Genomic DNA, 24,388 nt, shown 5'->3' with positions numbered 1-24,388 from the left:
ATTCCTAGCGCGCACGTTACGCGATCTCGCCGCGATGGGTCGATTTGATGACGACGCTAAAAGAAGCGCGGTTGCCCTGCTCTGGGAATGTGCCGATGAGATTATCAAAATAAGTAAGCCAGATCTCGAGCTGGAGTACTGCAAGGAGTCTTATTTACATGAGATTGAATATTTCCGTGGCCAATACTCGGAAGAGATAGGAATTAACCCCGAAGAGAACCCCGATATTTCAACACATAACATACTCACCAAGCTCGATCAGTCGAATATTGAGTCCAGGCAAAACCCTAATACTTTCATGGAATCTGCCTTCTCCCCCCCTACGGAAAGCAATTGTGAAGCATGCTCTACAAGACACAGTTACACCGCGGCATGCTGCCTAGCTACCAGCCAGCAACTAGCGATGACTGGGCCGAGGCCACCGATGTGGGTGAGGTTTTCCAGCGGCTTGGCCTGGATGAGGCGCAGCAGCTTGATATGATCGGCCGTTAGATCGCCCTGCTCGCTTGGCCTTAGGGCTTTTTCGCTTGGATCGTACATGTATGATTTATCGCTCGTCAGCATCCGCCCGGCCACGTCAGTGCGGAGATTAAGCTCGTCACCCAACAGCCCGGCGTACTGCATATAAAACCACGTCTCGACCAGCAGCCGATCAACCGCCGGCCGATCAAGCCACGCCAACACCTGGCTAAGCACCGCGAACCACTCCGGCCCATCAACGGTCTCGGTCGCCTGCGCCACCAGCTTGAGCGCCTGGTAAGCGAACTGCATCCGCTCATAATCCTCGAGGATATGCCGATAAAACGCGCTGAGCCTGGCACTGGTCAGCAGCCCCAGCTCGCCGCGGCCCGAACGAATCACCACGTCACACAGCGCCAGGAGTTCAATGCCGCCAGCCAGCTTGCTCCGCTCGCGGCGCACCCCCTTGGCGATCACCGCCCGCCGCCCCTGAGGCGTTAGTAGCTGCAACACCCGATCGGCTTCTGCATAGTCCGTCCGCCGGAGCACGATCGCCTTGAGCCGCTCACCGTCTTTCATTCAGCCTCCTCGCCTAGCACGCTGAGCGCGGCTCGCACGTCGTCGGGCGTCATTCGCGCCTTATCGAGCACCGCCCGCACGCCAAACGACCGCAGCTGATCCAGGTCAAGCACTACGTTACTACACACCACCACTGGCAGCCGCGCCAGATCCTCGTGGCTTTGCAGTTCATTCAGTAGCGCCATCCCCGTCTCACCCGCCAGCAGCATATCGAGAATCAAGCCATCCGGCCGCCACTCATCAAGCATCGCTATCGCCTGTCCAGCCGCCACCACTATTCGGGCCGTATACCCCGCCTCCAGCGCATACCGCTCCAGCACTGCCGCCCACTGCGGATTATCCTCGATGATCAGGAGTTTTTTCATAATAAGCTCATCTGCTCGCTGAGCGGCACATCAACATAAAACGTCAGTCCGTCTCGGTGGCGTATCAGCCCGATCTGCCCGCCCATCGCCCGCGCGAACGTTGCAGCGATATACACTCCGAGACCACTGCTATCCGGCCGGGTTCTGACTGATTTACGCGTAGTCATCTCATCCACCAGCCGCCGATACTCAGCCAGACTCATCATCGGCCCAAAATCCCGTACGCCCAGCCGCACCATCGTCCCTGCCTGGCGAACAGTCACGCGAATTGCGGCCCCAGCCTCGCTATAGCGCATCGCATTATCGAGAAAATTCATCATGATCCGCCCGAGCAGCAATGGATTAGCCACCACCAGCCGCTTTTTGCCCGTACGCGGCCACGTCACCCGTCGGTCATACAGCCGCAGCATGTCGCGCGACTGGTGCGCCAATTGGGTCAGTAGCGCCAGTGGATTAACCGGCTCCAGCGGAAACAGCGTTGGCTGCACATTCACGGTACGCGCTAAGTCCTGTACCAAGGCCAGCGAGCGCTCCGCCGTCAACGTCAGCCGTCGCTGCATCAGCTGCGCCTCAGCTGGACTGAGCTGGCCGTCCTCGATCAATAAACTCATCTGCCGAATCAACGCCAGCGGCGCTTTTAGCTCATGCGCCGCCACCGCTATGCTGGGCATTGCGGCAAACTCCCTATCACTCCACTGTGGCTGCGCCATATACCTCTAGTATAGCAAACCGAGGCGCCAAAAAGAACCGCTGCCGCTCCGTATCATTTCACGCACCAGCCGCGACCAAGAAAATTACTGTACAAATTTCACTGTTTTAAGGATGGCCTCAAAATCTGGCTTAAACGTATCAGCATCGGTTGAAAAACGCAGTGTCTTGTCGCGCACCTTCATCAGCACCACGGAGCCGCGCAGATCCTTACTAAACGCACCGTCAATGCGCGTGGCGGTGTTGCCGTTATATTCGACGCTACTCGAGGTCAAATCACCCTTTTTCAGCAGGCTGGCGTACTGATCTAGCGTCTTGTTGAAGTCACTGTTAAGAATCTCGAGGCGCAGCGCAAACTTGTTTTGGTTGCTACTATGTGTGTTCGTTGGTGGCACGATAACCGGATGGAGATATGCTTTATAATCACCGCGATCGCTGCCGTCAGCCGCTACGTAAACACTCCAGGTCTTTGGGTACATAAACGACACGCGGCCGTACTGCTCAGGGCCAACGAATTCAATACGTGGATTTTTGGCTTCTTCGTTAAATTTCTCGCGGTCAGCCTTGGATTGCTCTTCGCGCGCCTTGGCCGAAGCCACCGCCATCCGGCTCTCGACCGCAGTTTTTTCCTGTGAATATGCAAGGTACGCCCAGATCGCCGCGCTACCAGCCGCCACGAACAGCACGATCGCGCTAATCGCCACAATCATCCAGCTATTGACATATCCCTGTTCCATCTCTGTTTTTCTACTCATATGCATCAGTATAGCTTATGCTTCGGGCGATGTAAAGCCTCCCGGCAGCCGATAGAGAAAATAGCCGTGGTATTCTTTTGTCGGCTGCGTGCCGGGGACAGAAAATCCGTAGCTCACGAAGGTCAGTGGCCCGGTCTGGGCGGCTGCTTGACGCTCGGCCAGCTGAAACATTTTTGCGATATCGCGACCATCGCTAAAGGTGTACATCACCGTCACCTTGTCGAGCACCGACTGCCGCCAGATATTCGCCCAGCACACCTGCGCGCTCGGTAGTTTTCGCAGCCGCCAGCGCGATATTAACACCAGAAATGGATTAATCTCATAGCCAATCACCCGTGCACCCTGCTGAGCTGCCACCATGAGCACCACACCGTCGCCCGATCCGATATCAAGCACCACATCACCTTTACCGAGCGGCAGCGCCTCAGCAAACAGCCGCTGCACCTCGCGCGACCGTGACGGCACATACGGCGCACCGATCAGTGCTGGCAGTGCAAAGATCATCAGAATCGCTCCGCCAAGCCACACGGGCCATATCACGCGCTAAAATCCTCGCTAATCACTGTAATGTCGTGCTGCATGCCGTCCAGCGCCGCCGTGATGTCCTTCGCCAGCTGCCGCGCCTCAACAAACCGCTGCTTGGCCTCGTCCAGATTAAAATCATCGCCCTGAAACCACGCAATTCTCTCGTTCAACTCCGCCATCATCTGCTCAATCGTTTTTTCATTTGTTTTATCGTTTTTCACTACTCTCAATCCTCGCTTTCATAATCATATCTTTTGTTGTAATCTTTACAATACTACCAATTTGACGATCGCCGCTGATCATCGCATACCCACGCCGCAGCACCATCTCTGGATCGTACTCAGCGATCATTCGTTGTTGCGACAATGCCCTATTTATAGCGATCTCGACGCGGTGCGACCACTGTTCGAGCGCCGCTTGTTGCAACATTGTTACGTGAAGGCGCCGCTCCTGAATCTGCTGCCGAATCACTTCCGTCACGCCACCCAGCCGCAGCGCTAACTGCCGCCTCACCTCGTGTTTATCCGGAAATAATAGCTGCGCAGCATTACTCGGCGTGGCCGCCCGCACATCGGCCGCCAGATCGCACAAACTCTCGTCAACCTCATGCCCAATACCAGTCAGTACCGGCACGCGGCTACCAGCCACCGCTCGCACTAAGCATTCGTCACTAAAACTCGCCAAGTCCTCCGCGCTACCGCCGCCACGAATCAGCACAATCACCTCTGGCGGCTCCGCCAGCTGGTTGCAGTGGGCGATCGCCCGCACCGCCTGATCAGCCGCGCCGTCGCCCTGAACCTTGACGTTAGCAACGATAAACTGCACCCCACCCCAGCGCTCACCAGCAATTTTCATAAAATCCGCGTAGCCCGCCGCTTGCGTGCTAGAAATGACCGCCACACGAGCAGGATATGGCGGTAAGGGGCGCTTCCGTTCCGCATCAAACAACCCTTCGGCCGCCAGTTTCGCCCTGAGTAGCTCGGCGCTACGTTTGAGGTGCCCCGCACCCAGCGGCTTAACTTCTTGTACTGTCAGGCTAAACTTACCCTTGGCAGTTAGCTTGGCCGAGGCTCGCACCACCACGCGCATCCCTTCCTCGATCGGCGTCCTGAGCTGCCAGGCCATCATGAAACAATTGACCGCACTCTCATGGTCCCTGAGCGTAAAAAAGACAAACTTCTGCTGACGCATGGTGAACTCAGCGATCTCGCCTTCAACCTCGACGACTGGGACAGCCGTCTCCAGCACCTGATTGACGACCGCTACAAAATCGCTAACGCTAAACCGCGGCGCCATCGTCATCATCTGGCTGCCCATATTTGATCAGCGCGTGCTGGTAGAACATATACCCAAAGATAATCGTTCCCGCGAGCAAGATCACCCGCGTCAGCACAATCCCAGCGATGGCAACGTCCGGCGCCACACCGGTCATACTCAAGAAAACGATCATAATTGCTTCGTACACGCCCGCACCACCCGGCGTAAAGGCCACCAGGCTCGCCAGCCCCGCCACGCCGTAGCCGATGATCAGCACCGCCGGATTGACCGACACACCCAGCGCCCAAAAGGCCACGATGAACATCAACACATCGAAAATGGCATAAATTGCGCCCCAGACCAGCGGCTTGATGAGTAGGCGCCGATGTTCTGACAGTTCCACGAAATCATCATGCATCTCAGCAAAAAATGCCTCAATTTTCGTCGAAACCAGCAACCGCTTGATCTTGCCCAGCGTCGCCCAACGCACCACTGCATTCACGACTCGCGACACCCGCACCGCCGTGTTGTGCATACGCTTTCGTGACGAGAACATAAAAATCAGCCCAAATGTCAGCGCCAGCACCACCAGCACGAGGAGGAAACTTGACGTCACGATGTAGCGATTGACCTGCCCATCAATTGACAAGATCAGCACCGCCAATATCAGCAGCACCATCAGCGACAAAAAGCCCGTCACGTAGCGGATCACCTGAGCAAAGGTCGAGCGTGCCGAGCTGACGCCGAGCTTGTGCATCCGCCACGTTGTGTAGGATATACCGCTGACGCCACCTGACGGGAAAATGTGATTGACCAGATTTAGCTCCAGCGCAATCCGCGTCTGCTCAAACCGCGAGATATGCCCGATCAGTTTTTTGTCGCGAAGATAGGCAAAAATCATCTCGCCGCCCGCGAAATACACGATAATCTGAAACGGCACCAGTAGCATCAATAGCCAGATATTTGCTCGGCCAAATAATTCCCATGCCCGCGCTAGCTCGGCGCGCGACAGAAAAATAATCAACACCAGCACCGCCAGCGTCACGATACTCATGATCGTCCGCGGTGACTTTAATGCCTCCAAAAGTTGCCGTATCCCTTTTGATACCATATCGTCAATTATATCACGCGGTTTTTGCTATAATCAAACCATGTATATCGCCCTGCTTGGCCGCCAGCCAGAGATCTCGCTCGCCGAACTTGCGGCGGTCTTTGGCGCGGACTGCGTCAACCGTATCAGCCAGCAATTTGCCAAAGTTCAAACATCTCAATTTGACATTACTACATTGGGCGGCACCATCAAATGCGCCAAAGTGATCACCGAGCTCCCAGCCAGCCGCACCGACAAGGCCTCGCTCCTCGCCGCTTCACGCTTCATCACCCAGCATTATCACGCCAAGTGGGCTCACTCGCCGCACAAAATCACCCTCGGCCTCAGCGCCTATAACCTGGCTGTTGGCACCCGCGACGTCCAAAAAACTGGCCTCATCCTCAAATCATCCCTCAAAAAATCTGGCACCAGCCTCCGTCTCATCCCAAACGACCAGCCGGCTCTCTCTACCGCTACTGCGCACAATAACAAGCTTGGCGAATCATCACATAAAGTCGAGCTGCTACTCGTCAAAACAACCGACCACCGCCTCATCATCGCCGAGAGCTGCGGCGTCCAAAACATCACCGCCTACACCCGCCGTGACCGCCACCGTCCCAAGCGCGACGCGTTCGTTGGTATGCTACCGCCCAAATTAGCGCAGATTATGCTGAATTTAGCGCTGGGTGCTGGGTCGCTAGCTCATCAAAAATCGTGTAGTAATTCTGCGACGGGGTCGGCTTCTAGCCTCTCTGACAAGTCGATGGTTCTGCGGACGGCGTTGCCGGATGCATTCGACTTGGAGGAGATGGCTGGAGGCCGACCTGTTGTGACAATCCTCGACCCCTTCTGCGGCACCGGCACCGTCCTGCAAGAAGCCCTACTCGCTGGCTATGATGTCGTCGGCACCGACCTCAGTCAAAAAATGGTTGACTACACGACAGAGAATCTATCGTGGCTACAATCAACTTTCACCACGCCCGGCAACGTCATCGACATTCATCAAGCCGACGCCACCACGCACCGCTGGCCAAACAGCGAGAGCCTAGCCGCTATTGTCTGCGAAACTTACCTCGGCCAGCCCTTCTCAGCGCCGCCCACACCCCAAAAACTAGCAGCAGTTGTTGGCAACTGCAACCACATTATCACCAGCTTTCTCACCAACATTCGCCCGCAACTGGCGCCGAACACGCCGCTGTGTATCGCCGTGCCAGCGTGGTACGACGCGTCCGGCCAGGCCACTCATGTGCCGCTGATAAAGCACCTCCAACAGCTCGATTATCACCATCTCAACCGTCGTACACCGCTCATATACCGCCGCCCTGACCAGGTCGTCGCCCGCGAGCTACTGATCCTGCAGACTACCTAAGCACCGGACGATTAAGTTGTAGCGCCGGATCATAGTCTGCGAGCTGCCCCAAGCGACCTACCAATTCCTTTTCCAAAAGATCAAGCTGCGCTTGACGCGCCTCTGCCATTTGCTTGGCCGCAGAAGGAGCGATCGCCTCCTGATGATACTGTTGACACATCGCTAGTAAATCCTTAGCGCTCAGACCGATCCGCCGCTGATTCAACACCATGATCAAAAATGCCAAGGTCGGCCGCGCCTGCTTGGTTATTTCCGTCGTCATTTGTTGATCGGTATCAGCAAACATATCTTGCCCAATCTGGCTCAATAGTCCATCCACCATATTCGCCCCGGCTGACGCATATGACCCCTCGTCTGAGATATATTGCTCAAGCGGCTCGGAAAGCGCCACCTCAACCTTTGCCGTTGCACCACTCTCGTGCTGCAGTGTCGCTGCAATCATCTTTTCCGTTGTCGTCTGACCATTGACACCGCGCTCAGCAACCTCTGCCGCCGCCGTCTGTACCGCGTGTAGTGCCTGCAGCGCTTCTCCGTCACGAGGCATTTCTCGAGATTCGTGCACAGCACCACCGAATGCCACTGCACCAACGGTGCCCAAGCCACCCAGTAGTACCGTTCTTCTATCCACTCGTCTGTTGAAAATAGCTTCCATTGTCGTCATATTCTGCTCGTTCATAGCCCCTAGTTATATAACACTTGGCTAATCAAGTAAAGCCCCTTGACTTTTTATCAGCCGTCACTTATACTGGTACAGATTAGGTTTAGAAAATTTAAGGAGTTTCAATGTCAAAAGTCAAAGCTGGTGGCTCAAGTAAGAACATCCACAACAACCCTGGCCAACGCCTCGGCGTCAAGCGCTTCGGCGGCCAAAAAGTCAACGCTGGCGAGGTACTCGTCCGCCAAACAGGCGCCACAAAAATCGCTGGCGAGGGCGCGTACATGAGCCGCAACTACACTATCCACGCCGCTAAGTCTGGCGTCGTCACCTTCAAACAGGTCAAGAAAACCAAATTCACCGGCAAAACTGAGCGGCGAACTCAGGTTTGCGTCGGCTAGTCAAGTATCATCTTGTTCACAGCGCCGCTGGTCGCGTTCGTTTTTTCAGCCGCTTGCCTTGCTCTGCAATTTTATTACTGTAACGCGCACCTTCGACACGGTCGTCAGCGTACCCATCAATCTGGTCATGTAGCTCACGACCCACGACTGCCAACGCCGTAAATATGTCACCGAGCACTTGATTATCAGGTGTCTCGCCCTGCAGGGCATAGAAAAACGCCATATCATCTACCAGCTCGACATCGAAACAAGATGACTTGTCAACCAGCGCCGCCATAACATCCGGCGTCAGTACGTAGCGCACATCAACATCATACTGCTTTGGCGCGTATAGTGTGAAATACGTATCAAAATCGCCCTCCAGACTGATGCGCTGACTGTTCGAAATCACCACCGGCAAATTACTGATCAGCGCCTTGCCCATCACGATTCCGTCATTGGATTTCGAGTCCAGCACCAAGTGCGGCACCCTGCGAGGTAGGCGCATCCCAGCGTAGTACCAGGTATACGTCCGCCGCTGTTTACCGCTACCAACCGTATATTCGTAACGACCGACTTCCAGTAGTCGCTGTCCGTCGCGTCCATACGACAACACGCCGCGATAATGCCGCGAATAGCCGACATCAAACAATAGACCAAGGCCGATTGTGTCAGCTTTACCGACTGGATCATATTCCAATCCACAACAAGACGCAAAGTCAGCCATTCGTATATGCCGACGTATCGCCCGCCTTGAGGCGCGGAAAAAGACAATCATTGACGTGGTGGCCAATATACCAATCATCACCACCAAAACGAGCCAGTGCGGCACAAGTGACATCAAAACAGCAAGTCCGATACAAAAGATAACCCACACGACCGCCAGCACCGCCATGTCGGCTAGCGACGTATCAAACCCCAGCGACCAACGAGAAAGTCCCATACGCCGCCGATACTCCCTCGCTTCTGCCAACGAGACCGGCCGGCGTAGTACTGTCAGCGTATCTTCGGTAATTTTTGGCAACCATTCCACGCCCTTATTATAGCAAACTACCTACGCGGGGATGGCCCAACCTAGTTTTCAAACGACTGCGACATGCCCAAATGATGCTTCACTCGCGCTACCACATCGCCGATCACCACCTGTGACTTGACGAGGTATTCATCCACGCCCAGCGCCTCTGCCCGCTCTCGGTCTTTCTGCTGGCTGAGCGCCGTCAGCATGATCACCCGCACGTTGGTCGTTTCTGGCGTATTGCGCAGGATATCGAGCACGTCAAAGCCGCTAATTTTCGGCATCATAGCATCCAGTACGATCAGATCCGGCCGAAACGCCACCGTTGCCGACAGCGCGTCCTCACCATTATGCACCTCACGAATCTCAAAGCCCTCCAGCTCCAGCCGCGACCGATAGACTGCCGCCAGTGCTGTATCGTCTTCAACCAATAGTATTTTTTTCCTGTGTTGCATATCGTTACCCTCCCCTTTTGAGCCTATACACTCTTTGCTTTTTCCAATTGTGGATCGCGTCCATTATCTGCCGCCCCAGCCGTCATCTCGACCTTAATATCTGGCTCGATACCCGACTTGTCAATATTCTTGCCATGCGGCGTATACCAGCGCGCCTCGGTCACTTTTAGAACCGAGCCATCCGCGAGATCAATCGGCCGCTGCACACTGCCCTTGCCATAAGTTTTTTCGCCAACCAGCGTCGCCTTGCCGTGATCCTTGAGCGCCCCCGCCACGATCTCGCTGGCGCTGGCACTACCACCGTTAATCAACACAACCGTCTTGATATCACCGAGAAGCGGCTGGCCGGTCGATTTCTCCGTCGAGATAACCTGCTCACCGCGCCGTTGGGTCATTACCACCTCATGATTGAGCCACAACCCCGCTAACGCCTGTGCGGCCGCCACCGTACCGCCAGGATTTCCTCGAAGGTCGAGGATGACTTTCCTAACACCTGCCGAGCGAAACTCCTCGGCGGCTTGGCGCGCTTGCTTGCCGGTGTCATCATTAAAGCGACTGACCGTCAAAATACCAATCTCACCATCAACCTTCCACTCGGCAGCCGGCGCGACGACCTCCTCGCGTGTCACCGTTATATCTTTACGCTCGCCGCCACGCGACAGCACCAACTTGACCGTCGTGCCAACGTCGCCACGAATACGCTGCACCACTTGATCAACCGGCATATTAGTCACCACCGTGTCATTGACCTTGACGATGGCATCACCAGCTTTGACGCCCGCCTTTTCGGCTGGGCTATTCTTTAGCGGCCGGATGATCGTCGGCACGTTATGCCGCTTGGCAATTTCCGCCCCGATACCGCCACCAATATTGCCCGACAAGTTCTTCTCAAACTCCTTGGCTTCATCCGGATCCATGTACGCCGTGTGCGGATCGCCCGTCGCTGCCACCATACCGCGCGCCGCCCCACGCGTAAGTGCTTGCTCATCCAAATTACCGTCATAATGAGCCTTTAGCTCACGGTACACGCGCTGCACCGCTGATAAATCCAGCGACCCCGTTGCTGTTCTGAGACCAAACAGCGACCCGACCTGCGCCACGATCAGATCCGACCGCGTCCCGGCCGCAAAACTCACAATCGCGATCAGCAGCCCGCCCAAAAACAAGCGAGCCCGCGTTCCTACCCTCCGTTGCTCTGTCATATATCTATTGTACACAAAAACCCCCGCTGATGCGAGGGCTTTATTCGTTTGTCACATATAACTAGAAATATATATATATAAGCCCAGAGGCCGACATTCTAGATCCAGGGGCATCAGGTCCACGATACAAACCATCCCATCCTCTATTATAGTCACTTACCGTAATTGTGCCATCACCATTAACCGACTCGACATACATAACATGACCATATTGACCCGCCATTGATACTGCAGCCGCACCAGCCTTTGGCGTCGAACCGCTCTGGATGCCGTATCGCGCCGCTGTTGATGGCCACTGATTAGCGTTACCAGCCCCACCAAAGTGTGGCACAAACCGACCGGTACTGTGGATCTTCCACGCCACATAGCTCACGCACTCACGCGTATATAGGCCCCATGGATCGACGTAAGCATCTAGCGGTGCATTCGCCCAAGCACTTGGATATCCGCCAGTCCCCGCAGATCCAGCCCCAATGATAAATCGCCTCTTGTTTTCTCTAAGCTGCTCTTCGCGCAGTTTCGCTGCTTGGTTATTCCGCTGCGTCGCCAGGGCCGCGTAGGCATTTTGGTCATTCTTGGTGTCATTAACCAGCTTAGCCTGCTCTGCTTGCTTGGACGCTAGTTGCGACTGCTGAGCTTTCTGGTCTTTGAGCACATTCTCAACTGACTTTTTATTCTCTTCTAACTTCGCCTGCAGCGCCTTAATTTCCTTGATCTTATCGTTCAGCGATGATCGCAAACTACTACGCTGCTCCTGCTTATCGACATAATCGCCGATTGATTTGGAGCTCGCCAGCATCTCGAGCGGTGAAATCTGATCATCGAGGTAAATATCCGACAAGATTTTACCCATGACTTTACGATTTTTTTCAATCGCTAGCTTGTTCTTAGCAATTTCGGCAACCAGCGTGTCGTGCTTTTGCTGGCTCTTGGCAATTTCCGCCCGAATCGAATCAATCTGCGCGTTAATGCGCCCCAGCTCTTCCTCCAGCGTCGCTGCCATCGTCCCGAGACGATTGGCCTCGTTCTGCGCCTGTTGCGCCTGTTGGTTGAGAGCGTTAATTTCCGCTTCATAGTCACGCGCGAATACGTGTGGGCCGAGCTGGAACACGCCAGCGCCCAAAACAACAGCACTAACCGCCACGAGAGCTGCCCGTGTGGCTCGTGATGTCGAAACTGGTGTGGTGGACCGTATCTTCATTGCTTTTTATTTTAGCACAAGCGACATATGGACGTCAAGCGCCTTGGCTCAGTAAATATTCAGGGGTCAGCGACAAAATAACTTATAATTTTAAGTATTTGCGCGTCGCAATCAATGACGAGACGATACCGATCACCGCACCGATCATGATCATCGCCAACACCACCAGTCCGGCATACGTGGTGCCAATATTCATCAAATTATCCATCGGCAGCCGCACCGCCAGCTTGTCATGCGCCGAGAACAACAACAAATAGCCGACTCCTGAGGCCACCAGCGCCGCGATAAATCCATACATAACTGCCTCGACGATAAATGGCCCGCGAATAAACCCACGATCAGCGCCGATCAGTTTCATCATCTGGATCTCGTCTTTACGGTTAAAAATTGCCATCCTGATAGTGTTAAACACCACCAGCGACGAAATAACCACAAACACCACCGTAGCGATCGAGCCGGCAATACTGGCAAACCGCACCCAGTCACCGATGGCGTTGATCGCCTCACGCCGATCACCGATGAACGACGGTTCTTTGGTCGGATCTTTGTGCTTCTTATACAGCTCGTCATGCTTCGTAAACTCAATCAGTGCCCGCTGATCGTTTAAATCCTTGAGCGAAGCCCGAAGCGATGCTGGCATTTCGTTACTTGATTCCTTGATCGCCTCGAGAGTTGCTGGATCATTCTTATACTTCTCGATTTGCTCCTGACGCGCCTGCTCTGCCGAGATATACGTCACCTTTTCGACATTCTGGAGCTTGCTCAGGCGCGATGTCAGCTCGTCGATCACCTTTTGCTCGGTTGAACCTTTGAGGAAAATCGACATATCGGACTTGCGCGAAATTGTATCGACCGAGTCAACCAGCACCTGGCGAGCAGCCATAGTAACGGCAATAATGAGCAGCGTCACCGCCATCACCGCAGTCGCTGCGATCGTCAGCCAGGTATTACGGCTAAAATTATTGATACCATACCGGCACATTCGCCAGAACGTCAGCACCCGACGGCGACGCTGCCGCGTGCGCTTGAGAACTTTAGGATCGACGCGCGCCTTGGCGGCGGCTTTACGTGAGATATCGGTCATTGTTTGTAACTCCCCTTGGCTTGATCAGAGGTGATTTTACCGTGATCAATGGTGATCACCCGGCGTTTGAGCTTATTGACAATATCGACATTGTGCGTGGTCAGCAGCACCGTGGTGCCGTATTTGTTAATTTTTTCCAGCAAGCGCACAATATCCCAGCTATGCTTTGGGTCAAGGTTACCAGTCGGCTCGTCAGCGATCAAGATCTTTGGCTGCCGAACCACTGCCCGGGCAATCGCCACCCGTTGGCGCTCACCGCCAGACAGTTGGTTTGGGAAATTCTTTTCCTTACCTTTCAGCCCCACCAGCTCGATCACCTTTGGCACCGTTGATTTAATCTCGCGGTTGGTCATGCCAGCAATCTCCAGTGCAAAAGCCACATTTTCAAACACCGTTCGATTTGGCAAAAGCTTGAAATCCTGAAACACCACGCCAATTTTTCGGCGCAGCAACGGGATGTGCTTGTCCTTGAGCGTATCGTAGTCAATCCCACCGACGACAATCTTACCACCAGTCGGCTTTTCCTCGCGGGTCAGCAGCTTGAGTAGCGTCGACTTCCCCGCTCCCGATGTCCCGACCAAAATCACGAACTCGCCCGGCTTGACATGAACACTCACCCGGTTCAAGGCCGGCTTGTTGTCCTTGCCATATGTTTTGGTAACCCTATCTAACAAAATCATTTCCACTAGTATAGCAGATTTTTTAGGATGGTGCGAATTAGCGCGACGAACCATGCTACACTAGGTATATGAAAACCTCAGCTACATTACTCAATCGCCTCAGTATCATGTTTATCGCCCTCAGTATCATCGGGGTCGGATTAATAATTATCAGTAATATCAGCGTGCCATTCCTGCCAGATACGTTTGACGCGGCGCGACCGCAAGATACATGGTCATGTTGCGAGGCGCCTGGACAAACTGCTAACGCTCTACGCTGGCCACTCTTCCTAACTGGCGGTCTACTCCTGTTTATCAGCATTGTCTGGGGTATATATTGTCTTGGACGGGGGCTACGACAGCTCGTGGGGCAATCGCCTGATGAGTCAGCGCAACCCGTACGGCACACCTATAGGATACTGGAGATTGGCTTGCGACTATTGGCGCTACTTATGGTCATGTCACTTGGCGCCACGCTCATATGCCTATTCCTCACACCCCACGTCACGCTACTACAAGACATAGCACAACACAGCAGTATTTTCGTATATATCATGTACACTGCAACTGGGCTACTCCTGGCTACTGGCTGTCTCGCCTTGCCGCTTTATACGCTTATCGGCACCAACCGCTGGCAGAACAAGGCAATTACCGATAGTAACAAGTGGCTCGCACGCCACACGTCAGCATTGGTATGGTACGGCCTCGCCATGGTGTGCTTTCTGGTGGGTACATGCGCGTGGCTCTATTACATCATCGGCGATGACACCAACCGAAAATATCCGATCGACGTTCTTGTCAGGCAAACTGCTTGGCCATTTGGCGTACATTTCCTGTCCGTCATGGTCATCAGCCTTATCGCCTTTGCCGTGATGATCACCATTGCTGTCTTCCGTCAGCCACGCGATTCACGCAAATAAGCCGTCATAAACTCATCAACATCCCCGTCCAGCACGCCCTGGGCGTTGCGGTTCTCGTGCTTGGTGCGGGTGTCTTTGACCAGCGTGTACGGATGCAGGACGTAATTTCTGATCTGACTGCCCCAGTTAGCTGACTCACCAGCCCTGAGGTCAGACAGGGTTTCAGCATGCTGCTCCAGCTTCATCGCCAGCAACTTGGAGCGCAAAATCTTCAGCGCCGTTTCTTTATTCTGAATCTGCGAGCGCTCATTCTGGATCGCCACCGTAATGCCCGTCGGTACATGTGTCACCCGCACCGCCGAATCAGTGGTATTTACGCCCTGGCCGCCCTTGCCGCCCGAGCGATACACATCAATCCTCAGATCACTCGGGTCAATTGCAATTTCATCCGGCGTATCAATTTTTGGCAGCACTTCCACCAGTGCAAAGCTAGTCTGGCGCAAATTATCAGCATTAAACGGACTGAGGCGCACCAGCCGATGCACGCCGTTCTCTGAGCGTAATTTTCCATAGGCAAACGGCCCAGAAATCTCCAACACCGCTGTCTTTATTCCCGCATCATCATTGGTCGAGCGCTCCAGTGTGTCGACTTTCATCCCCGACTTCTCCGCCCAGCGCAGATACATCCGCTCCAGCATGGCCGCGAAATCCTGAGCATCCAGCCCGCCTACGCCAGCCGAAATCCGCACCACCGCCTCGCGGTTGTCATACGGGCCGCTGAACAGCAAATCAGTCTTGCGCCGAGCAAATTCCTGCTCCAATGCTGATATTTGCGCTTCAAACTCCGGCAGCAGATCATCGTCACCCAGCTCCATCAACTCAGCGATATCCGCCAGCTGCACCCCGAGCGTCTGCCACGGCTCAACTGTCTGGCGCAGGCTAGCCGCCTTTTTGGCCAGCACCTGCGCCTCGTCCGGATTATGCCAAATCTCCGGCTGATTAAGCCGCTCATCCAGCGCCGCCAGCTCCTGCTCCAATGCCGCAAAATCCAGCGTCGCCTTGGCCTGTTCTACTTCTGACTGCAGGGTTTGGATGTGTTTTTTGAGTGGCTGCATAGATACCATTGTAACAATTTTGCTATACTTTTTGTATGAAGATCGGCATATTCGATACGGGAACTGGCGGCAAATTAGTAGCGAAAAGACTGGAAAAATTGCTGCCGCAGCATACATATACTACAGTCATTGATAGAAAGCATGCACCGTACGGTAATCGCTCGTCAGAAGAAATTATCACACTGACTGATACCGCTATCCAGCCGATACTATCATGCGACATTATTGTTATAGCATGCAATACCGCCACGACTAACGCGATTAGCTCGCTGCGGCAACGTTACCCAGATGTATGCTTTATCGGCTTTGAACCGATGATCAAATCGGCCGCCGCTTTGACCAAATCGCATCGTATTACCCTGCTGGCGACAAACGCCACCAAACACAGCCAGCGTCTGCGCGCGCTTATCAGTGAATATGCTGCTGGCGTTCGCATCGATACGCCAGACACCCGTGCGTGGGCGCAGATGATTGATCAAGGTTTGGCCGACGATATTGTGCTTGATGAAGTATCGGCCAGTGTTGCGGACGGCAGCGATGTTATTGCTCTAGGCTGCACGCATTATCTGGCAATTAAGAGGCGGTTACAACGCCTTTTTCCGCAATGCCGCATTCTTGAACCCACTGCAATTATCGCCAAGCGGATTAGCGATTTTGCTAGCTAATTGTTATACTTATCCTAATGAATCAAGACATTGCTAAAATCCTCGTGACTACTGAGCAAATTAACAATGCAGTGGCGCGGCTGGGCCGAGAGCTGACCAGCGAATACCGCGACAAGAATCCGCTGGTCATCGGCGTCCTGCGCGGTGCGGCGCCGTTCATGATCGATCTGGTGCGCGCCATGGATTGCTATATGGAAATCGATTTCATTGACGTCTCTAGCTACGGCGACGCGACTGAATCATCCGGCGCGGTCACCATTCTCAAAGACATTGATAGCGACGTTACCGAACGGCATATTCTACTGGTTGAGGACATCGTCGATACCGGCCGAACGTTGGAAAAATTGCTGGAATTATTCTCTGGTCGCGGTGCAGCCTCAGTCAAAGTCTGCTCACTGCTCGACAAGCCCGAACGACGTATCGCCAACGTCGCCGCAGATTACGTCGGCCTGTCCGTCCCCAACGAATTCGTCGTCGGCTACGGCCTAGACTTCCGCCAACAATACCGAAACCTACCGTATATCGGAGTGTTGAAGCCTGAGGTGTATCAGGGATAAAGCTTCTCCACCGCCGCCACAAATTGCTCACCGCGGTCGACGTAATTTTTGAACATCCCAAAGCTAGCGGCCGCCGGGCTGAGGATGACAACATCACCTGGGCGAGATAATTGATTGGCTTGAGCGACGACATCCACCATCGTTGTCTGGCCGAGCGCTACCATCGTCGCCGTGACCGATGCTTGACGCAGTGACTGCTCAATCTTCGCCGCATTTGCCCCGATAATGATCACCGCCCGCACCGCTTGTCTGGTAATCTCCACAGCCATTTCATCATAATCCGCCCCCTTGTCGTACCCGCCGACGACCAGCACTTTCGGCGCCTCAAACGCCCGCAGCGCCGCGATGGCACTGCCCGGCGTGGTAGCGATACTGTCATCGTAATACTTCACACTGTTTTTCTCAGCAACGAATTTTAATCGATGTGGCAATCCCGTAAAACTCTCTAGTCCAGCCGCGTACTGCTCGTCGGTCACTGTGATCGGCAATTCTGTCACCGCGCTCATCGCCGCACAGGCGTTCTCAAGGTTGTGTGCGCCCGGTAGCCGCAAGTGATCAGTGCGACAAATCCGCCGATCTTGCACGCAGAAGTAACCATCTCGGACATATACTTGACCATCATCGGGAACGGCGTAGCGCTGCGCGAAATTTAACGCATCACCTCCGCAATATTCACTACATGTCTCGCAGTCACACCCATACAACGGCCTATCAAGCGGCGTGGTGGCTACCTCCCGTGAGTATTTATTCGTTGGATGATATAAACACGTATCAACAACACTCTGATGACGACGAATATTTTTCTTGGCATCAAGGTACTCGGCAAAACCCGCATGCACCTCCAAATGGTCCGGCTCGATCATCAATACCACGGCAATGGTTGGCGATTTCTCGAGATCCCACAGCTGAAAACTCGATAGTTCATAGACAACGAAATCGTCCTTTGTGATCTTCGGTAGCGCGTCCAGTGCCGGCACACCAATATTCCCCACCAAATGCACCGTCTGACCCGCCGCCCGCAAGATCGCCGCGATCAGACTACAGGTCGTACCCTTGCCTTTCGTCCCTGTCACACCGATAATTGGCGCTGGACATTTGTCGAAAAACTCATTGGTCGCCGACCATATTTTACCCGACGTTTTGAGTAGCCGCGGCGGCACACCCGGTGCTCGCACCACCATGTCGGCATCCTGCAGCTGCTCGGCGAACACTGACTCGCCAGTCCGCACCGCCACATCATCCGGCGCACTCTCAACCGCTTTCTGATCAGCAATGACAAACTCAGCATCAGGAAAAGCCTGCTGAAAATATCTCAAACTTGATATACCCTCAAGACCATAGCCAGCGATAATAATCTTCATGGTTTCATTATAGCATTGAGCACTACTAAAACAGCCCCTCAAGCTTCTCCTGTAGTCGCCCGAGCAGTTCTTTATCGCCGCTACTCACGCCAGCAAGCACCCAGGTATTTGCTGCAAAAAACTCTCGTGCCACCCGAACGATCTGATCAGCGGTCACCGCCAAAATTGCTGTCGGTACGCCCTCGTAATCCTTGACGAAATCATCGGCAAAATAACGCCCGGTATAAAAATTGCTGACCTGTGCCACCGTTTGTGCCCCCATCTGATAGCGGCCCAGCGCATACGACTTGGCATTCTCGATGTCCTCCGAGGTGATCGTCCCGTTCAGCACTCGGCGCAGTTCGCGCACGATGATATCGAACAGTGCCTCTGCTGTCTCGAGGTTGACCTGGCCGCCAAAGTCCCACGCCGAATCATAAAACCCGACCGAAGTGTCGCTGAACACGCCGTAAGCCAGCCCTTTCTTGCGCGCCGCCCCGAAAATCCGCGAGCTCATCGTCCCGGTCAAAATATGATTCAAGCAGCCCATAGCGTCAGAATCCTCATCGCTCAGCTCACGTGGCAGATTCATCGACCAGCCAAATGTTAGATTCGAAGCCTCCTTGCGGCGGATAAAAATCGGTGCGGCACTCGACAGGTTATCGTGCGGGATGGTAAACCGCTCGCCCGGCTCTAGCTGCCACTGCTCCAGCGATTCACGAATTGTCGCCATCCGCCCAATCAACTTACCAGCCACCACAAACCGCATATTATTGAGCGTATGCGTCCGCCGATGGTGCTCCTTGATGTCTTTTAGGGTAATCGCGTCAATCGTTTTCAGTCGCTGATTATACGTCAAAATATCCTCGCCCAGTGCTTGCTGCACCCGCGGCCACATCACGCGGTTGTGGTTATTGAGATAGCCGGTCAGCTCGCTCCGAACATTACCCTTCTCGGCCTCTAATTCTTCAGCATTAAAGCGCGGCGTAGTAATTGCCAGCCGCTGTAATTCCAAAATCCGATCCCATTCAAAATCCGCGCAGGCCGCCTCGTACACCATTGAATAATCAGAGGTGAACGCATTATGATAGGCGCCATTCTTGGTAAACTCCTGCTCATACGCGTGCTCCGAACGAAACTTCTCATTCGCCCCGAATGCCATGTGCTCCATGATGTGCGCCGTCTCGTAGATATCCTCGTCGCGGACGTAGCGGTTGCCCGCCCGAAACTGCACCTGAAAGCTCATCACTGTCGCGTCCGGCACGTCAATAAACAGGCCTTTCGCACCGTTTTTCAATTTTATTTCTTTGACCGTATGTTTCATCTGTCTGTCGCTCTCTGCCCACCGGTTTTAGATTTATTTGCGGTTCTTTTTGCGGTTTTGGCGCTGTGCTTTTTTCTTCTTGCGTGCTTGGTTTTTGGCACGGTTCGACTCAGCGTTAGATTTACCCTTTTTCACTGAAAAGTCACCGTCGCGATTTTCCTCGCCCGCACCAACTTCATTAACACCACGCTCAACTGCGCTTTCCGCTAGGCGCGTTAGCTCGGTATCATACTCATCATCCTGCGACTGGCGGATTACCGCGTCGGATTTATGAATATGAAAAATTGTGTTCAGAACTTCGTTACGCAAATTTTCCTGAAGGCTGGTGAACAATTTTTGTGACTCCGCCCGGTATTCTACCAATGGATCGCGCTGCCCAACGCTGCGCCAGTGAATCCCTTCGCGTAGGTGTTGCATATTCTCTAAGTGCTGCATCCACAGGGTGTCGAGCACCGCCATATACACCTCGCGCTCCACACCGCGCAACTCTTCAGTACCGATTTCTTCATCTTTTTCCCGGTAGGCCTGGTGTGCTAGTTTCAGAGCTTTTTGGAGGCGCAGACGGTCCTTTTTCTCGCGGCCAACCTTGCGCACGGCCGCCTCATCGACTGGAAAGGCTGCCGTAAATTCCTCGATAAACTTCGGGTTGTTCTTGGTTGGTAGCGTCACTAACTCTTTGACTCTGTCGCGCAACAACCGCTCAATTTCCGGCTGGATATTGTCGCCTTCAAGGATTTTTCGCCGCATCGTGTAGACCACACGGCGGTGACGATTAATCACGTTGTCGTACTGAACAACATTTTTGCGCGTATCAAAGTTGTAACCTTCGACGCGCTTCTGCGCTGCTTCCAACGTCTTTGACACAGCACGATTTTGAATCGGCGTATCTTCATCCACGCCCAGCCGATCCATCAGCGCCGCGATGCGCTCGCCCTGGAAAATTCGCATCAAATCATCTTCGGTTGACACATAGAACTGCGTCTCGCCCGGGTCGCCCTGACGACCGCCGCGACCGCGCAGCTGATTGTCAATGCGGCGTGACTCGTGCCGTTCAGAACCAATCACCACCAGTCCACCTAACTCCTTGACGCCCCTGCCCAATTTAATGTCGGTACCGCGTCCGGCAATGTTTGTCGCTAGTGTAATCGCACCCTTTTCACCAGCCTTCTCAATGATAGCCGCCTCACGCTCATTATTCTTGGCGTTTAGAATCTCAAACTTGATGCCTTCTTTTTCCAGATATTTGGCGATCTGCTCGTTCTTGGCAATCGAGCCAGAGCCAACCAACACCGGCCGGCCTTGCTTATGATAATCTTTGATAGCTTCAGCCACCGCCTTCAGCTTGCCCTTTTCGGTCTTGAAAATCAGGTCTTCTTTGTCGTCGCGAATCACTGGCTTGTTCGGCGGAATTTGGATGACGTCCAGTGAATAAATTTGTTGAAACTCTTCCGCCTCGGTGAATGCCGTACCGGTCATGCCGCTCAGTTTATTGTACAAACGAAAATAATTCTGGAACGACACGGTGGCCAGCGTCATGCTTTCTTCCAGCACTGGTACGCCTTCTTTGGCCTCAATTGCCTGGTGCAGGCCTTCGTTGTAGCGGCGTCCTTGCATCAAACGACCGGTGTGCTCATCGACGATAATCACCTCGCCGTCATTAGTCACCACGTAATCTTTGTCACGCTTGAACAATGTTTGTGCTCGCAATGCCTGATCCATGTGGTAAACGCTGCGCACATGGTCTGGCGTGTACAAATTTTTTATTCCCAGCAGTTTTTGGACTTTTTCCACGCCCTCGTCGGTCAAGGCCACGCTGCGGCGCTTTTCGTCCAAAACATAGTCATCTGGCACTAATTTACTGGCAACTTTGGCGAAGGTGTAGTAGTTGTCCGGGTTTTCCGCTGCTGGCGCCGAGATGATCAGCGGCGTACGCGCTTCGTCGATCAGAATGGAGTCCACCTCGTCAACGATAGCAAAGTTCAGCTCACGTTGCCTGAGCAAATCAACGTCGTTAACCATGTTGTCGCGCAGATAGTCAAAACCAAACTCGTTGTTGGTGCCATACGTAATGTCGGCCGCGTAGGCTTCCTTACGAGTGACCGGGCGGAGCTTGCGCATGCGCGGATCGTCGTGATGCTCATTATCATACTCTTTGTCATAGATAAACGACGCTTCGTTGATGATCACGCCAGTTGTCAAGCCCAAAAAGTCATACACCTGGCCCATCCAGCCGGCGTCGCGCTGCGCCAGATAATCATTGACGGTCACCACATGAACGCCTTTTTCCTCCAGTGCATTCAGATAAGTCGGCAGCGTCGCCACCAAAGTCTTACCCTCGCCAGTCTTCATCTCAGCCACATTACCCTCATGAAGAACCATGCCGCCGATCAGCTGGACATCGTACGGACGCTCGCCGATGACGCGCTTGGCTGCCTCACGAGCCACCGCAAAGGCATCCGGCAAAATCGTATCCAGCGTTACGTTTTTCTTTGTCAGACGCTTTTTCAGCGCCTCCGTCTGCGCCCGCAACTCCTTGTCCGACATTGTTTCATATTTTTCGGACAGACCGTTAATTACGTCAACTTGCTTACGCAGCCGCTTTAAAATCTTCTTCTGCGGATCGCCAAAAATCTTACTCAGCGCCTTTTGTTGTGTCATTGCCATAAACTCAAAACTCCCTCACTTTCAGGCATTTTCAAAAACTGTATATAATTATACCGTGCAGGGCTAGAAAATTAAAGGGGTTGATTTAAACCCCTTCTACTGCTCGCGCTGGAAACCGCGCTTGAACCGTGCCAGTACGCTGCGGCTGCTGCCAACGTGCGCCAACACATCATCCTTATACTTACGTAGCTGCCCATTCAGCTTCGCCTCAACGATATCCACTGCTGCTAGCACGTTCATTGTCGAATCTTTAGCGGTGATTTTCTTGTCTGGCACATTGATAATCACCTCAACCTCGTACTTGTTGCCGCCAGGATTATCAATCTGCTTGATCTTTACATCAGCGGTAGCGCTCTTGCGGGCATGTCGTGGCAAGTACTTGCCCAACGCACCGATTTTGCGCTCGACGTATTTCTTTGTGGTGTCCGTCAATTCGTATTTGACGCCAGTAATGGTAATATCTTTGATCATGGTTCCTCCTCTTATCACGTGCTAGCGCGGCAAAACAACACCCGCGTCCTTCGCCATTTTTAGTAATTCTTCGTTAATCACGAGCAGCTTTTCTTTCGACGACATTTTGGCAAAGCTGGCGCTCATAAATGATTTGTTCGGCTTGCCGTAAATAACATCGTATATCTCTTTAATGTCGTTCGTTAGTGCCTGTAGTCTGCCTTCGACCACGCCATCAGCGATCGCGCCCTTGATCCATTGCTTGTCATCGTTCGTCAGTGCCATATACCCTCCTAGACTCCATTATATCATCTCGCGGCCATTCATATACGGACGAAGGGCTTCTGGCACTACAACGTCGCCCTTGGCGGTCTGGTAATTCTCGATAATCGCCACCATGCAGCGACCCAACGCAAAGGCCGTCGCGTCATTCGTATGGATCAATTCAACTCCGTTATCCGTACGTACACGCGTCATCAAACGGCGCGCCTGATAATCCGTCATGTAGTCAGCAGTATGCGTCTCGCGGTACTTGCCCTGACCCGGTAGCCACACTTCCATATCAACACCGCGCGCATTTGGCTTGCCGATATCAGCCGTACACTTCATCAGCACGTGGTATGGCAACTTCAGCTGGGCCAACAACCACTCTTGGATGGCAATAAATAGCAGGTGCTCGTTATAACTATCCTTCGCCTCGGTGAAACTCTCCATCTCCAGCTTATCAAACTGGTGCATCCGAATCAGCCCTTCCATATCCTTGCCGTACGTCCCCGCTTCTTTTCGAAAACTAGTCGCAAAGCCTAGGTATCGTAGCGGCAACTGCTTGGCATCAAAAATCTCACCCGCATGCATACTGCCGAGCACATGCTCAGCACTTCCCTGTAGCCACAGTTCCTCGCCCTCGATTTTGTAGCGATCATCACTCGGCTGGAGGCGATCCATCTGGTCATACGGCTCAGTCCGGATCATCAATGGCGGCAGTACTGGGATGAATGGTTTTGTATTGACATCAAGGCCAGCCTTTTCGGCGATCTCTTTGATCACCGCTGGGTTCGTGAGAGATATGATCACAAACTGGATAATCGCCTGTTGCAACAACACCAAATCCCCCATGACATAAGCAAAGCGAGCACCAGCAACCTTGGCAGCCCGCTCTTTGTCGAGCCAGCCTTTTGCCTCGGCGACTTCATAGTGATTTTTCGGCGCAAAATCAAAGGTTGGAATATCACCGACGACCTTTACTTCAACGTTTTCATCCTCACTCAGACCAACTGGTACATCGGCGTGCGGCATATTAGGAACCTGCTTTAGTAGTGCCGTGTATCGTTCCTCGACCTCGCTCAGCCGAGTCTCGAGCCCGCTCAGCTTGACCTTGATGGCCTTGCCTTGCTCGATCAAACCCGGCTCAGGCTTGCCGCCCTTCATTTTGGCAGCAACCTCATTACGCTGCTGGCGCAACTCATCAACCTGGCGCTGCACCTCACGACGCTCGTCGTCTAATCGCAACAATGTCGCAATAGACACGTCACACCCCTTGTGTTTCGCCGCAGTCTGCACTGCCTCGGCGTTATCTCGAATAAAGCGAATATCTAACATGGTATCATTGTAGCAGATATACGATAATTTATCTCGCTAACTTGACTGCTAACTTC

27 protein-coding genes are annotated in these 24,388 nt (G+C 53.5%); 5 read left to right on the top strand and 22 right to left on the bottom strand.

All coding sequences use genetic code 11. The annotated features are described in order from the left end of the window. Nucleotides 1-360 precede the first annotated feature (360 nt). The 8 genes from recO to GWK76_01235 form a co-directional block, all read right to left on the bottom strand. The gene (recO, locus tag GWK76_01270) at nucleotides 361-1,038 is read right to left on the bottom strand and encodes a DNA repair protein RecO (protein ID QHU91959.1); all 678 of its coding nucleotides are present in this window, start codon (nucleotides 1,036-1,038) and stop codon (nucleotides 361-363) included. Beyond that, nucleotides 1,035-1,403, bottom strand: a complete 369-nt coding sequence (locus tag GWK76_01265; GenBank protein ID QHU91958.1) for a response regulator — start codon at nucleotides 1,401-1,403, stop codon at nucleotides 1,035-1,037. The genes recO and GWK76_01265 overlap by 4 nt, the downstream gene beginning before the upstream one ends. Next, nucleotides 1,400-2,113, bottom strand: a complete 714-nt coding sequence (locus tag GWK76_01260) for a hypothetical protein (GenBank protein ID QHU91957.1) — start codon at nucleotides 2,111-2,113, stop codon at nucleotides 1,400-1,402. The genes GWK76_01265 and GWK76_01260 overlap by 4 nt, the downstream gene beginning before the upstream one ends. Nucleotides 2,114-2,197: 84 nt before the next feature. Next, complete coding sequence (locus GWK76_01255) at nucleotides 2,198-2,866, bottom strand: hypothetical protein (GenBank protein QHU91956.1); 669 nt, start codon at nucleotides 2,864-2,866, stop codon at nucleotides 2,198-2,200. Between the two features lie 15 nt (nucleotides 2,867-2,881). Further along, a complete protein-coding gene (locus GWK76_01250; GenBank protein ID QHU91955.1) occupies nucleotides 2,882-3,370 on the bottom strand; it encodes a methyltransferase domain-containing protein in 489 nt (162 codons plus the stop codon). 32 nt (nucleotides 3,371-3,402) lie between these two features. After that, nucleotides 3,403-3,612, bottom strand: coding sequence for a hypothetical protein (locus GWK76_01245; GenBank protein QHU91954.1), 210 nt, complete (start codon nucleotides 3,610-3,612; stop codon nucleotides 3,403-3,405). Continuing rightward, nucleotides 3,599-4,708 carry an exodeoxyribonuclease VII large subunit gene (gene xseA, locus GWK76_01240; GenBank protein QHU91953.1) on the bottom strand — a complete coding sequence of 370 codons (1,110 nt, stop codon included), beginning with the start codon at nucleotides 4,706-4,708 and terminating at the stop codon, nucleotides 3,599-3,601. The genes GWK76_01245 and xseA overlap by 14 nt, the downstream gene beginning before the upstream one ends. Beyond that, nucleotides 4,671-5,759 carry a flippase-like domain-containing protein gene (locus GWK76_01235; GenBank protein QHU91952.1) on the bottom strand — a complete coding sequence of 363 codons (1,089 nt, stop codon included), beginning with the start codon at nucleotides 5,757-5,759 and terminating at the stop codon, nucleotides 4,671-4,673. The genes xseA and GWK76_01235 overlap by 38 nt, the downstream gene beginning before the upstream one ends. A 40-nt stretch (nucleotides 5,760-5,799) precedes the next feature. Between GWK76_01235 and GWK76_01230 the strand changes: the two genes are divergently transcribed. Beyond that, nucleotides 5,800-7,107: a methyltransferase domain-containing protein gene (locus tag GWK76_01230; protein QHU91951.1), complete on the top strand. Its 1,308-nt coding sequence runs from the start codon at nucleotides 5,800-5,802 to the stop codon at nucleotides 7,105-7,107. Here the strand turns inward: GWK76_01230 and GWK76_01225 are convergent. After that, nucleotides 7,100-7,783, bottom strand: a complete 684-nt coding sequence (locus GWK76_01225; protein ID QHU91950.1) for a hypothetical protein — start codon at nucleotides 7,781-7,783, stop codon at nucleotides 7,100-7,102. The two genes, GWK76_01230 and GWK76_01225, sit on opposite strands and share 8 nt — an antisense overlap. Before the next feature lie 107 nt (nucleotides 7,784-7,890). Here GWK76_01225 and GWK76_01220 point away from each other — a divergent pair, with 107 nt between their 5' ends. Further along, on the top strand, nucleotides 7,891-8,163 hold the full coding sequence (locus GWK76_01220; protein ID QHU91949.1) for a 50S ribosomal protein L27: 273 nt from the start codon (nucleotides 7,891-7,893) through the stop codon (nucleotides 8,161-8,163). Between the two features lie 16 nt (nucleotides 8,164-8,179). On the opposite strand, the gene GWK76_01215 is transcribed toward GWK76_01220, so the two are convergent. From GWK76_01215 to ftsE, 6 genes are all read right to left on the bottom strand, one after another. Continuing rightward, the gene (locus GWK76_01215) at nucleotides 8,180-9,175 is read right to left on the bottom strand and encodes a hypothetical protein (GenBank protein ID QHU91948.1); all 996 of its coding nucleotides are present in this window, start codon (nucleotides 9,173-9,175) and stop codon (nucleotides 8,180-8,182) included. A 41-nt stretch (nucleotides 9,176-9,216) separates the two neighbouring features. Then, entirely contained in the window at nucleotides 9,217-9,612 is a 396-nt protein-coding gene (locus GWK76_01210) for a response regulator (protein QHU91947.1), read from the bottom strand. Between the two features lie 23 nt (nucleotides 9,613-9,635). Further along, a complete protein-coding gene (locus GWK76_01205; protein ID QHU91946.1) occupies nucleotides 9,636-10,814 on the bottom strand; it encodes a PDZ domain-containing protein in 1,179 nt (392 codons plus the stop codon). Nucleotides 10,815-10,875: 61 nt separating this feature from the next. Further along, nucleotides 10,876-12,015: a CHAP domain-containing protein gene (locus GWK76_01200; GenBank protein ID QHU91945.1), complete on the bottom strand. Its 1,140-nt coding sequence runs from the start codon at nucleotides 12,013-12,015 to the stop codon at nucleotides 10,876-10,878. 82 nt (nucleotides 12,016-12,097) lie between these two features. Beyond that, entirely contained in the window at nucleotides 12,098-13,099 is a 1,002-nt protein-coding gene (locus tag GWK76_01195) for an FtsX-like permease family protein (protein ID QHU91944.1), read from the bottom strand. Then, nucleotides 13,096-13,785, bottom strand: a complete 690-nt coding sequence (ftsE, locus tag GWK76_01190) for a cell division ATP-binding protein FtsE (GenBank protein QHU91943.1) — start codon at nucleotides 13,783-13,785, stop codon at nucleotides 13,096-13,098. The genes GWK76_01195 and ftsE overlap by 4 nt, the downstream gene beginning before the upstream one ends. 62 nt (nucleotides 13,786-13,847) lie before the next feature. Between ftsE and GWK76_01185 the strand changes: the two genes are divergently transcribed. After that, complete coding sequence (locus GWK76_01185; GenBank protein QHU91942.1) at nucleotides 13,848-14,678, top strand: hypothetical protein; 831 nt, start codon at nucleotides 13,848-13,850, stop codon at nucleotides 14,676-14,678. On the opposite strand, the gene GWK76_01180 is transcribed toward GWK76_01185, so the two are convergent. Next, nucleotides 14,654-15,733, bottom strand: a complete 1,080-nt coding sequence (locus GWK76_01180; protein ID QHU91941.1) for a peptide chain release factor 2 — start codon at nucleotides 15,731-15,733, stop codon at nucleotides 14,654-14,656. The genes GWK76_01185 and GWK76_01180 overlap by 25 nt on opposite strands. A gap of 35 nt (nucleotides 15,734-15,768) precedes the next feature. Between GWK76_01180 and GWK76_01175 the strand changes: the two genes are divergently transcribed. Then, a complete protein-coding gene (locus GWK76_01175; protein QHU91940.1) occupies nucleotides 15,769-16,398 on the top strand; it encodes a glutamate racemase in 630 nt (209 codons plus the stop codon). Between the two features lie 17 nt (nucleotides 16,399-16,415). Next, on the top strand, nucleotides 16,416-16,955 hold the full coding sequence (hpt, locus tag GWK76_01170; GenBank protein ID QHU91939.1) for a hypoxanthine phosphoribosyltransferase: 540 nt from the start codon (nucleotides 16,416-16,418) through the stop codon (nucleotides 16,953-16,955). On the opposite strand, the gene murD is transcribed toward hpt, so the two are convergent. From murD to serS, 6 genes are all read right to left on the bottom strand, one after another. Next, nucleotides 16,946-18,316, bottom strand: a complete 1,371-nt coding sequence (gene murD / locus GWK76_01165; GenBank protein QHU91938.1) for a UDP-N-acetylmuramoyl-L-alanine--D-glutamate ligase — start codon at nucleotides 18,314-18,316, stop codon at nucleotides 16,946-16,948. The two genes, hpt and murD, sit on opposite strands and share 10 nt — an antisense overlap. A 25-nt stretch (nucleotides 18,317-18,341) precedes the next feature. Next, nucleotides 18,342-19,619, bottom strand: a complete 1,278-nt coding sequence (locus GWK76_01160; GenBank protein ID QHU91937.1) for a hypothetical protein — start codon at nucleotides 19,617-19,619, stop codon at nucleotides 18,342-18,344. 33 nt (nucleotides 19,620-19,652) lie between these two features. Next, nucleotides 19,653-22,277 (bottom strand): preprotein translocase subunit SecA, encoded by a 2,625-nt coding sequence (gene secA / locus GWK76_01155; GenBank protein ID QHU92548.1) that lies wholly within the window; start codon nucleotides 22,275-22,277, stop codon nucleotides 19,653-19,655. 102 nt (nucleotides 22,278-22,379) lie between these two features. Further along, nucleotides 22,380-22,754 carry a ribosome-associated translation inhibitor RaiA gene (gene raiA, locus GWK76_01150; protein QHU91936.1) on the bottom strand — a complete coding sequence of 125 codons (375 nt, stop codon included), beginning with the start codon at nucleotides 22,752-22,754 and terminating at the stop codon, nucleotides 22,380-22,382. A gap of 21 nt (nucleotides 22,755-22,775) precedes the next feature. Next, on the bottom strand, nucleotides 22,776-23,018 hold the full coding sequence (locus GWK76_01145; protein QHU91935.1) for a hypothetical protein: 243 nt from the start codon (nucleotides 23,016-23,018) through the stop codon (nucleotides 22,776-22,778). An 18-nt stretch (nucleotides 23,019-23,036) separates the two neighbouring features. Then, nucleotides 23,037-24,332 (bottom strand): serine--tRNA ligase, encoded by a 1,296-nt coding sequence (gene serS, locus GWK76_01140; protein ID QHU91934.1) that lies wholly within the window; start codon nucleotides 24,330-24,332, stop codon nucleotides 23,037-23,039. Nucleotides 24,333-24,388 lie beyond the last annotated feature (56 nt).

Source organism: Candidatus Saccharibacteria bacterium oral taxon 488, from assembly GCA_010202465.1.
Classification (GTDB): domain Bacteria; phylum Patescibacteriota; class Saccharimonadia; order Saccharimonadales; family Saccharimonadaceae; genus Nanosynbacter.
The sequence above is the reverse complement of the archived record's forward strand: the minus strand, read 5'-3'. Positions and strand labels throughout refer to the sequence as shown.